Raw genomic sequence first — 9,835 nt, 5'->3', positions numbered from 1 at the left:
CCCACCCCACACCCTCCACTCCCTCGAAGACACCCTCATCCAAGCTGCGGAATATGCCGTCTGCGCGCTAGCCATTTCGCAACAAGCGATGCTGATGCAGCCCAAGTCACCTGCAGCGGTACTGATGATGGCGACGACCCATGAACTTGAGTCCCTGCGCTCGTTACTTGAGTCCGCATTGATTCAGGTACAGGTGCCGAACGAGCTGCGAATGCAGCACTGAGCCGATCCGGGAGATGGACACATGACTACTGACGAATCGACCGAACAAACCACAGTAGGCAAGACCACGTTCTACCAGGGTGAAAACCAGACACACCCACTGTTTCGCATCGAAGCCGGGATTCCCTGCAAAAGCGCTCGGGAGCAATCCTCGGAGCTGATGGGGTACGTGCGGGAGCTGACGATTATCGGGTTGATGGATGAGAAACCGATGATGATCTGGGCTGCTCATTATCTGAGTGCGCTGGCCAAGGCACTGATGGATGATGCCGAGCTGGGCATGATGCGCTGACTTGCCTGGCCAGCCAGGCGGGGTACAAAAAGCCTCTCACGTTGGCTCGTTAAGCACCTACTGCTCCAACCCAGTCCAAAAAGCCCCAGCATCTCTGCCGGGGCTTTGGCTGGGCTCAGAAGCTGTCAGGTGGGCTCTTTTCGAACTTCCACTTGGTCATCTTTTTGGCAGCGTGGAAGCTCTTGCAGTTGGCGATGAACTCATTGCGGTCCCACTCCCTGGAGAGGCTCGCCAGGATTTGCTCATAGGTTTCACCCGAGCAATTCGCTTCGTTGGGTTCAGGCACCCTGTCTTCGGCAATGGCTGTAAGGCTCACGGCAACGCCAAGCGCTGCAACCAGACGTGCAAAAGGCACACTGGGCATTCACTCACTCCTTTGAATGGACCCGCTCCAGAAGCCCGTTTTACAGGCCCCAAAAACGCAAAAAGCCCTGAATAATCAGGGCTTTGAATATGGCGGAAGCGTAGAGATTCGAACTCTAGGATAGTTGCCCATCGACGGTTTTCAAGACCGTAGGACAAAGCCCCGCCCCATGCGGATTGTAAGGCGAAATCGATTCCAAAACAAACCAGAAACGGCACGGCTACAAGCCGCATGCTGCAAGGGTCGCCGTTTCAGTTTTGGAATCGATTTTGGCCGTATTTCGCACACCACCAGCCTCCCTCAACACCCCCATCCAGGCGTTCTGCCGACGACGACCCGTCCTGGCTCGTCACCATCCCAACCATTCGAAATCTCGTAACTGAAGAGACCGATGTGATAGGCCTCATCAACCTCTACCAACCCCCACGCCCTAGCAGCCTCCGACAGCTCCAGCATGTCAACGAGGTTCTCGTCGCTGACCTCTCCCCGACGGTGGGCGGCATACGCCATCGCATCAAGCACTGAAGCGCGCCCTTCGGGATCGGTCACCAAGGCGAACCGGTCGTTCAGTTCGTCCATCCATGCCTGCGGTATCCTGGTCATCATTCTGCCCTGCACCACCAAGACTGCGCATACAGCACGCCGTCGATTTCCTCGACCCCGTTGATGTTGATGCCGAGCTGGGCCATGCCGTTGACCTTTGCGTCGTGCAGGCGCGGAATGATGTCCGGTCCAGGTGTAGGGTTGAACACCCAGGCCTGAGTCGACACACGCCCCAGGGGCTCGCTGTGGTGATCACCGATGTGGACATCCGCGCGGAGTGGTTGGACTTTCCGTAGGCGGTCGGAGGGTAAGGCCACGCCATGCTCGCGGCGTCGAACGAGAAGAAAGTACATGCGGCACCAATACTGTATAGATAAACAGTATCGTATAGTTCCTCAGCATTGCAGGCAACGACCGACCGGCGGCCTAATGCAGCGGTGGCAACTCCTTGCCTCGGGCTTTGGCCACGACACGAAGCTGGTAATCGGAGACCGCCTGGAACAGCGACTCGGCCAGCAGGCGCAGGCGCTCGATCTCTTCTGCCGACGCGCCGCGATCCTGGGCCTGGTGGTATTCACGCATGGCGTCGACAGCCTGCTGTATCAGCGGCTCGCCGGCCTCGACCATCCCAATGAATGTGCGCTTGTCCACTGCCCTACCCCTCTCACTTGATCAGGGCATTATAGGACGCTTCGCACGCCAGCCCCGCTATTCGGGCGCGGTCATATGCCTGCGCCAGCTCTCCCGCTCGTTCGTCAGCCCGTGCGAGCAGGTCGGAGAGCACCATGGCGGCGCGGGTGGCTGTCTCGCCTCTGGCGACAGCGGCGGTATCCGGGCCGGGGCAACTGACGGTGGCGGCGAGCTGGGCGGCGTCACTGCGCAGCCGCTGGCCAGCAGCATCGGCGTCAGCAGCGCCACTATCAGCAATCGTTCGTTCTTCCTGGGCATGGGCTCTCGCCTCCTCCTGCGCCGTGGCGCGTCGTTGTTCTTCCTGGCGGGCATCTCGCTCGCCGATTACTTCAGCCAGACGATCACCACTGTCTCGCTGTGCCTTTGCTTGGCTGGCAACGGCCCGCTCTACCGACCGGCCGTGCTGGTAGGCAGCCCAGTGGGACACAAGCGCCAACAAGAGAATCAGCAGCGCCAAGCGTGGATTAAGGTCGGTCATACGCCCAGCACCTTGCGCGCCCGCACCCACAGCACCAGGCGCTCGGCCTGGCCGTTCAGGCCGCCATTGATCCGACGGGTGATGGTCTCGAAGTCGCCACGATCCGCCAGCGTGTTCAGCCCCTTCTGCTGCCAGAACCACGCCGCCGAGGCGGCCGCGTACTGCGGCTGCTCCAGCAGCTCGGGGTGGTTGACCAGGTCCAGCCCCAACGCCTCGCCACAGCGCAGGTAATTGTCCAGGCCGGTGATCTGGATCAGGCCCCGCCCCCGGTACTTCTGGCCATCCCCATCGGCTACCGGGGTGTTGCCCAGGCGCACCGCGAGCTTCCCGGTGTCGTACTTCTCCAGATACTTGTCGCTGCCCAGCTCGCGCACGTAACGCAGCTGGCCGGACTCATGGCCGACCTGAGCGATAAACGCCGCCTGCCGCGCCGGCGTGACGATGCCGAACTTGCCCATGGCGGCATTGAGGACGGGTGCAAAAACGCCGGCTTTCGGGCCGGCGTTCGGGAGGATCTGTTGCAGTTGCTGTATGGATAATGCCATTGCTTGCTCCAGTGTCGGCCGCGCGCGGCCGTGGGGTTACAGCTGCTCAACCTTGAGCGGCTTGGTGTCTTTCTTTTTCTTGCCCGAGGCCTTGGCCTTGCCCTTCTTGCCGCCGTTGCACTCGACGGTCGTAGTCCAGCCGGACTGGGTGAATACCTGCTCGACCCCGTCCACCAGGTACTCGCCATCGAGCCCCGGCTTGAAGCCCTGGGCGTTGATCGAGCGTTCGGCAAACAGGTCGGTGCGGCCGGGCATTTCCAGCCGCACGCCGGCGGTGCTGCGGTTGAACGCAGCCAGGCGCGCCTTGGCGGCCTGCTGGGCAGCGGTTTTGTTGGGGTAGACATGACGGTCGGTGTGCACCGGCGGCAGGCCGTCCGGCGACTCGTCGTTGGCCAGCTCGACCACCTGCAACTTGCCCGTCTTCGGGTCCTGGTGCTGGGTCTTCACGGCCTTCTGCGAATTACGATCACCGAGGCGGAACTGGTAGCGGGAAACGTCCGTCTTGTTGATGGTGATTACCGCCAGCACCTTGCCGGTGGTGCTTTGCCCGCCTTGGCGCGGCATGACCAGCAGCTTGCTTTCGGCCACCTTGGCGGTGCAGTCGTACTGCTTGGCCAGACGGGTGACAAAGTTGTAATCCGACTCATTGCGCTGGTCGACGCGCTCGACCTTGGTGTCGACCGGGCAAGACACCTCCCAGCCGTTGCGCTTGGCGATTTCGCCAACGATCTGCGAAAGCGGCACGTTCTCCCAGCTGCCGCTACGCACGGTCTTGCCGCTGCCGCGCATGTCGCTGGCCTTGCCGCGAATCACGATGGTGTCGGGCGGCCCGCTCAATTCCACCTCGTCGACGGTGTAGGCGCCCAAGCGGGTCAGCCCTTGGCCCTCGTAGCCCATCATGACCACGACGTTGCTACCGCGTGCCGGCAGCGCAACAGCCTGGTCGCGGTCGTCAATGCGCAGCTCGAACTCGTCCGACTCCATGCCGGGCTTGTCCGAGGTGCGTAGCAGCAACAGCCGGTCATTGATCAGCGCGGTAATGTCGCTGCCATCCGCGACGATTTGATACGTGGGTTTCATGCAGGGCTCCAGAAATGCAAAACCCCGCACTTGGCGGGGTCCGTTACGCGTAACGCGGGTTAGCCGAACAGCTGCAGCAGCTCGACTGTAGGCGCCGGAAGATCCGGCAGCAGGATCAGCAGGCCGGCGCGGTATGGCTGCGCCTGCCTGGCCAGATCCGGGTTGGCATCGAGCACGGCCTCGACCGTGCCGTTGAGGTGCCCGTAATGGTGCTGACAGATCACATCGAGCAGATCACCGTCAGACGTTCTGCAGGTCGTTGCCATAGCTCACAAACTCCAGGGTGAAGCCTTGTTTTCGAGGGGTGCCGCCTGGCAACAAGTGGCTTTGTTCTTCTTCAATGCTGACCAGGCACCAGTCGCCCAGCACCTCGCCGTAGCCCGTCACCAGGTTCAACGCCCGCAGGTTGCGGCCGATGGAGCGCAGGGTGTTGAGCTGCTTGAGCCCGGCCTTGTGGTTGGGGAAGATCGCGCCCTTGAGCGTGATCTTTTCCTCCCCCAGGCCCACGGCCTGCTGCGCCACGCTGCGGCGCAGGCGCTCCTGCCCCGCCCAACGAAACGACGCCTGCCGGCGCAACTCGTCAAACGCGGCCGTCCCGAGGTTGAAGTAATACGGCTGGGCATTCGGCTCATGCGGCTGGATGATCAGCAGGTGCGGGAACGGCGCCACAGCCTCCGGCGTCGGCGTGGCCGAGGCCAACAGCCCGCCACTGGGCAGGATGTTGGACAGGGAGGGGCTGATTTTGCCAGCCACCCGGCCGACCTCCGACGACACCTTGCTGGCCATCTGCTTGAACGTGCCGAGGCGTTCTTGCACCTGATTGATGCCCGATACGCCGCGGCTGTACATCGACGTCACCTGCCCGACACGGGCTTGCGCAACGCCGATGCTGCGCACCAATCGGCCTGCCTTGGCGCCCAGCTCGGGCGGTAGAAACGGGATGCCCTCCAGCTCGGACGCGGCACCGGTGATGCTGCTGATAGCGCCGTTGAGCGGTACCAGCATGCCGTCGGCACTTTTCCGGCCGGCCTCCCCCGCTGCAACCAGGCTGGACAGGGAAGATTCCAGCTGCTCCATGTAGGCCATAGGTCCTCCTTAAACGTGGGGTTGATCGAACAACTGCGCCGAGGACATGCGCGATGCAACTTCACGCTGGAAAGCCTCGAACATACTGCGCAAAGGCGCTTCCATTTCGCGCACCAGCTGGGACGGGTCCTTCACATCGCCTTGCACATCCAGCTTGATGGTTGGCGAGAACGAAAACGCCTGATCCACCTTCGGCGCCGGCGGTGGCCCGGCCGTCTTAGCAGGCTGGACTACCTCGGGCAGCTTGGGTACCGGTGGCGCCGCCTTGGCCATTTCGCGCACCACATCACCCAGCCCGGAAGATGCCGGCGGCGGGGCTTGCGTTTGCGGCCGCACCAGGTCGGCACCTGGGAACCGCACTTTACCGGCCGTCAGTGCCGGCACCAGGAACGGGTCTTTCGACGCCTTGGCGCGCGCACCATCCGACACCACCGGCTCCACCGGTGCCGGGGTGGCCACCTCCCGCACTGCCGCCCCCAGCTTGGGCGCCGGGGGCTCGGGTTTCGGTTCGGGCTTAGCCTGCGGCCGCACCAGATCAGCACCAGGGAATCGCACTTTTCCGGCCATCAGTGCAGGCACCATGAACGGATCTTTCGCCCCCTGATCGCTCGGGCTATCCAATACCGGGGTCGGCGTGATCGCCTCCCGTACCGTGTCGCCTAACTTCGGCGGCGCCGGTTCGGGTTGCGCCTCGGGCGCTGCTGGGGCATCGGGTAGAGTCTGCGGCCGCACCAGATCAGCACCAGGGAACCGCACTTTGCCGGCCGTCAGTGCCGGCACCATGAACGGATCTTTCGACCCCTCATCGCTCGGACTATCCAGCACCGGGGGCGGCGTGGTGGTCGCCCGCACCGTATCGCCCAACTTCGGCGCAGACGGTTCGGGTTGCGCCTTGGGCGCTGCAGGTGATTCGGGCTCAGCCTTCGGCGGCACCAGATCAGCACCAGGGAACCGCACTTTGCCGGCCGTCAGTGCCGGCACCTGGAATGGGTCTGTCGACGCTTGGTCGCGCGGACCGTCCGACACCAGCGGCTCCACCGGCGCCGGTGCGGGCTTGGTCGTATTGCGCACCGTATCGCCCACTGCAGGCGCTGGATCAGCCTTGGTCGGCGCCGTAGCGGCCTCAGGCTCGACTTCCTTGGCCGGCATCATCGTTACGCGTAACGATTCACCGAGTGCCGGCGGCGATTCCGGCTCGGCTTGGCCGTCGGCCGGCTCATCACCAAACCAGCGTTTGCCCAGCCAGCCACCAAAAGACTCGCCCCCCATACCACCCAGGACAGCGCCGACCGCACCACCCACAGCGGTACCGATCACCGGCACCACTGAGCCAATGGCGGCCCCGGCTGCAGCACCGGCAAGGGTGCCCGCCAGGCTGCCGGCGGCGCCGCCATAACCCTCGGCCTTCTCGTCTTGGCTCTTGGCGTTCAGCGCAACATCGAGCGCGGCCGTGCCGGCATCCATGATGTTGCCACCTGGCAGACGCTTGGTCAGGCGGGTGATACCCCGCACCGAGCGCGCCACCTTGCCCAGGTCATCAGTGGCGGTCAGGGCCGACAACGCTGCAGGCACCGGCCGAACCTTGGCCACGGCTGCCTTGGACGGCTTGGGGGCCTCGACAGCCGGCGCGGGACGTACCACAGCACCCTGCCGACCTGCGCGCCGACGCTCCCGGCGCCGACTTCTGCGACTACCCCTAGCAGGCCCTGCAGGGCCGCTATTTGCAACGCTACTGCCAATCCCGCCGATAGCATCGGCGTTGACCACGAAAACGCGCTGGGTGTCGTTGGCGGCGGCGCCGGGGTCATCGGCTTGGCCAGGCGATTTCGAGCCCGCCGAAAACACCTTGCCCAGTAGGCCCAGGCCGGTGTCGACCACCTTGTTACCGGTCTTGGGCAGTTCGATCGGCGCCCGCTCAGCACGCCCCACGCGCCCCGCCATGCCTTCCAGGCCACGGCCGCGCGCGATGTTGAACACCCCCCGGCCGATCCGCAGGGCGCTGCGCGCACTCATGAACGCCAAGACCGCTGCCGTGATGCCGCCAATACCCATTGCAATCGACGGGAACTGATCCGACAGCGAGGTGATGCCACGGGCGACCTTGGTCAGCCCCTGCGCCGCCAGATCGGTGGCCGGGCGGATGGCATCGCCAATGCTGCGCATGGAGTCGTCCACCGCCTGGCCCAGCTCGGCCCACTGCTGCGCCGACGTTTCACGACGCTCGGCCAGGTTCTTGTCGAGGATGCCCGAGGCCTTCTTGGAGTCGGCCTTAAGTTCCTCATACAGGCCCCGGTTCTGCCCGTAGGCGGTCAGCGCCGCCTTGACCTGCATGTCGGCGAAGATATCGCCGGTGCGCAGGGTCTTCTCCAGGGCTTCCAGCGCCGCCTTGGCCTTCTCCGGGTCGACCTCCTTGTCGATCTTGGCCTGGGCGTCCTTGATCTGCTTGGCCTTGGCGGGGTCGGTCTTCTCGACGTAACGCATGGCCAAGGCCATGGACGCCTCAATGACGTTCATGCCCTTCTGCAGGCCGGTGTTCAGTGACGCCTGATAATCAATGCCCACATCGCTGTAAGCCTTCTTGATATCGCCGGCGCCAATCTTCTCCATCCAGTTCTTGAAGTTGTTGGCCGCTTCGTCGGAACTGCCGGCGGTCTTCATCTGGACCTGCAGCATGGAGCCCAGCGAGGTCACCGCATCCAGCCCGGTGATGCCGTTTTTCTCCATGCCGGCCAGCAGCTGCGGGAACCACTTGGCCATGTCGCTGGCCTCGAAGCTGCCCGCCTGGCCTTGGTAGGCGATAGCCTCCAGCGCCTGCTGCATGACCTTCGGATCGCTGATTTTGGCGTTTTGCTCCAGCGCCTGGATCATCGACGCGGTGTCGACGCCCGAGGCGCCTTGGCCCACCGCGAACTTGGCCGCGACCGGCGCATACGACAGCGCCTTGTCCAGCTCCATGCCGGCACCGACCAGCTGGTTGACCAGGTCGGCCACGTCATTGCGCGACATGCCCGTGTCTTTGGCCGTGTCGATCACCGTCCGGCTAAGCTGCTGCTCTTCGGGCTTGTTGGCAATGTCGGCCTTGATCGCAATGTCACGGATGACCGCTTGATAGTTCGCGCTGATCATCGTCGGCACAGCGGCCATGCCCGTGGCCACCACCGCCTTGCCGATATTCGACTTGAGCGATTCCTTACCCGATTGCAGCTGCTGGTGGCCCTTCATCTGCAACTCGGCGGCCCGCGCCTCGCGGCCCAGGCGCTGATACTCGCGCCCAAGCCTGCCGACCTCGATACCCTGCTTGCGCAAGGCATCAAGGTTGGTGTCCAGTTTGCGCTGCAGCTTGTCGGCACCGGCCGCGCCACTGTCGTGCGCGCGCTTCCACTCCTCGCGCAGCTTGATGGTTTCGCCAATGGTGCTTTTCAGCACCTTGGCCTTGTTGCCCTTGGCTTCCAGCTTCTGGATGCCGTTTTCGGCGGTCTTGAACGCGGCGCCAAGCGACGACGCGACCGCGCCGCCGATCACCAGCGATAACGCTACCTTGCTTGCCATCGGTACCCCCTATGCAAGCTCAATCGGTCAGCCACCAGACCATGTCGGCATACGACATGGCCATGATTTCAGCAGCCGAGAAATGCAGCTCGGCCGCGAGACGCTTGGCGGCGTGCTTGAGGGTCGCGGGATTACAGTTAGTCCTCGAGCACCAGAAAGTTGTAACCGGTGGCGATGCGGTTGTAGTCCTTGTAAGTGAGGTCTTCCAGATCCTTGACACCGACCTCGGCTAGGGAGGCGAACAGGTTCAGCTCGCGCTGCTCATCGTCGCCGTCCGAGGTCTGCCCCGCGCCTCGAACATCCTTCACGGTCGGCGCGCGCAGGGTGATGGTGGCTTGATCAACGCCATTGAGGGTGGCGGGCTTGGACAGGCGAACGGTGACGTTCTCAGCGGTCAGGGTCAGGTACTTCGGGGTTGGCTTGCTCATGAAAGGGTGTCCTTGATTCGGAAAGGGTTGTGAGGGGAAAGGGGGTTACAGGCCGAGGTCGGCGCGCTGGCTGGCCAGTTGGTCGGTGCCGTTGATGACACGCTTCATGCCGACCGGATCAATCTCGTAGATGACTTCGCCGCCGACTTCGAACTTGTAGTAGGTGACGGCAATGCCGTACTTGAACTCGGCCTTGTCGCCGGCCTTCCAGTCGCCCATGTCCACCTCTTTGAGGGTGCCGCGCAGGGTGACCACGGCCGCGAGGGTTTCGCCCTTCTGGATCTTGAACGAGCCACGGAACACGCCGTTGAAGGCGTTTCCGTCGGCCAGGCCGAAGAACTTGAGCGAGTCCTTGCGCACGCCGGTGGTGGTGAAGTTGGCTTCCATCTTCTCCATGCCCACGTCCATCTCAATCGGCATATCCATGCCGCCTGGGCGGTACTCCTCCATTTTTAGGGTGAGCTTGGGCAGGGTCAGGCTGGGCACATCGCCCTGGAAGCTTTTGCCGTCCACAAACAGGTTGGTGTTGGCGAGAATTTGGGGAATGAATGCCATGTC

The 9,835-nt window shown here is 63.4% G+C and carries 14 protein-coding genes; 2 read left to right on the top strand and 12 right to left on the bottom strand.

Annotated elements, in window-relative coordinates; genetic code table 11:
- Window positions 1-223: hypothetical protein (locus tag AC07XM_RS22900; RefSeq protein ID WP_102690342.1), on the top strand; the 223-nt coding region annotated here is incomplete at its 5' end.
- Window positions 224-244: 21 nt separating this feature from the next.
- Window positions 245-514 (top strand): DUF3077 domain-containing protein, encoded by a 270-nt coding sequence (locus AC07XM_RS22895; protein ID WP_016488006.1) that lies wholly within the window; start codon window positions 245-247, stop codon window positions 512-514.
- A 115-nt stretch (window positions 515-629) separates the two neighbouring features.
- On the opposite strand, the gene trbK is transcribed toward AC07XM_RS22895, so the two are convergent.
- The 12 genes from trbK to AC07XM_RS22835 all read right to left on the bottom strand — a co-directional run bounded on the left by trbK (window position 630) and on the right by AC07XM_RS22835 (window position 9,832).
- Entirely contained in the window at window positions 630-878 is a 249-nt protein-coding gene (gene trbK / locus AC07XM_RS22890) for an entry exclusion lipoprotein TrbK (protein WP_023047267.1), read from the bottom strand.
- Between the two features lie 300 nt (window positions 879-1,178).
- Window positions 1,179-1,484, bottom strand: a complete 306-nt coding sequence (locus tag AC07XM_RS22885) for a hypothetical protein (RefSeq protein WP_102689863.1) — start codon at window positions 1,482-1,484, stop codon at window positions 1,179-1,181.
- Window positions 1,481-1,774, bottom strand: coding sequence for a hypothetical protein (locus tag AC07XM_RS22880; protein ID WP_086977659.1), 294 nt, complete (start codon window positions 1,772-1,774; stop codon window positions 1,481-1,483). Before AC07XM_RS22880 ends, AC07XM_RS22885 begins: the two co-directional genes overlap by 4 nt.
- Before the next feature lie 73 nt (window positions 1,775-1,847).
- Window positions 1,848-2,072 (bottom strand): hypothetical protein, encoded by a 225-nt coding sequence (locus AC07XM_RS22875; protein ID WP_102689864.1) that lies wholly within the window; start codon window positions 2,070-2,072, stop codon window positions 1,848-1,850.
- A gap of 13 nt (window positions 2,073-2,085) precedes the next feature.
- A complete protein-coding gene (locus AC07XM_RS22870; RefSeq protein ID WP_102689865.1) occupies window positions 2,086-2,589 on the bottom strand; it encodes a DUF2514 domain-containing protein in 504 nt (167 codons plus the stop codon).
- Window positions 2,586-3,134, bottom strand: a complete 549-nt coding sequence (locus tag AC07XM_RS22865) for a glycoside hydrolase family 19 protein (RefSeq protein ID WP_102689866.1) — start codon at window positions 3,132-3,134, stop codon at window positions 2,586-2,588. Before AC07XM_RS22865 ends, AC07XM_RS22870 begins: the two co-directional genes overlap by 4 nt.
- A gap of 36 nt (window positions 3,135-3,170) precedes the next feature.
- Window positions 3,171-4,214: a phage late control D family protein gene (locus tag AC07XM_RS22860; protein WP_102689867.1), complete on the bottom strand. Its 1,044-nt coding sequence runs from the start codon at window positions 4,212-4,214 to the stop codon at window positions 3,171-3,173.
- 59 nt (window positions 4,215-4,273) lie between these two features.
- The gene (locus AC07XM_RS22855) at window positions 4,274-4,480 is read right to left on the bottom strand and encodes a tail protein X (RefSeq protein ID WP_024717503.1); all 207 of its coding nucleotides are present in this window, start codon (window positions 4,478-4,480) and stop codon (window positions 4,274-4,276) included.
- Window positions 4,455-5,300 carry a phage tail protein gene (locus AC07XM_RS22850; protein ID WP_102689868.1) on the bottom strand — a complete coding sequence of 282 codons (846 nt, stop codon included), beginning with the start codon at window positions 5,298-5,300 and terminating at the stop codon, window positions 4,455-4,457. The genes AC07XM_RS22855 and AC07XM_RS22850 overlap by 26 nt, the downstream gene beginning before the upstream one ends.
- A 9-nt stretch (window positions 5,301-5,309) precedes the next feature.
- On the bottom strand, window positions 5,310-8,849 hold the full coding sequence (locus AC07XM_RS22845; protein WP_102689869.1) for a phage tail tape measure protein: 3,540 nt from the start codon (window positions 8,847-8,849) through the stop codon (window positions 5,310-5,312).
- 137 nt (window positions 8,850-8,986) lie between these two features.
- Window positions 8,987-9,277: a phage tail assembly protein gene (locus AC07XM_RS22840; protein ID WP_102689871.1), complete on the bottom strand. Its 291-nt coding sequence runs from the start codon at window positions 9,275-9,277 to the stop codon at window positions 8,987-8,989.
- A 45-nt stretch (window positions 9,278-9,322) separates the two neighbouring features.
- Window positions 9,323-9,832, bottom strand: a complete 510-nt coding sequence (locus AC07XM_RS22835; protein ID WP_102689872.1) for a phage major tail tube protein — start codon at window positions 9,830-9,832, stop codon at window positions 9,323-9,325.
- Window positions 9,833-9,835: the final 3 nt, after the last annotated feature.

The organism is Pseudomonas sp. GW460-LB5 (assembly GCF_059423245.1).
This window is presented reverse-complemented; position numbering and strand designations above follow the sequence as displayed.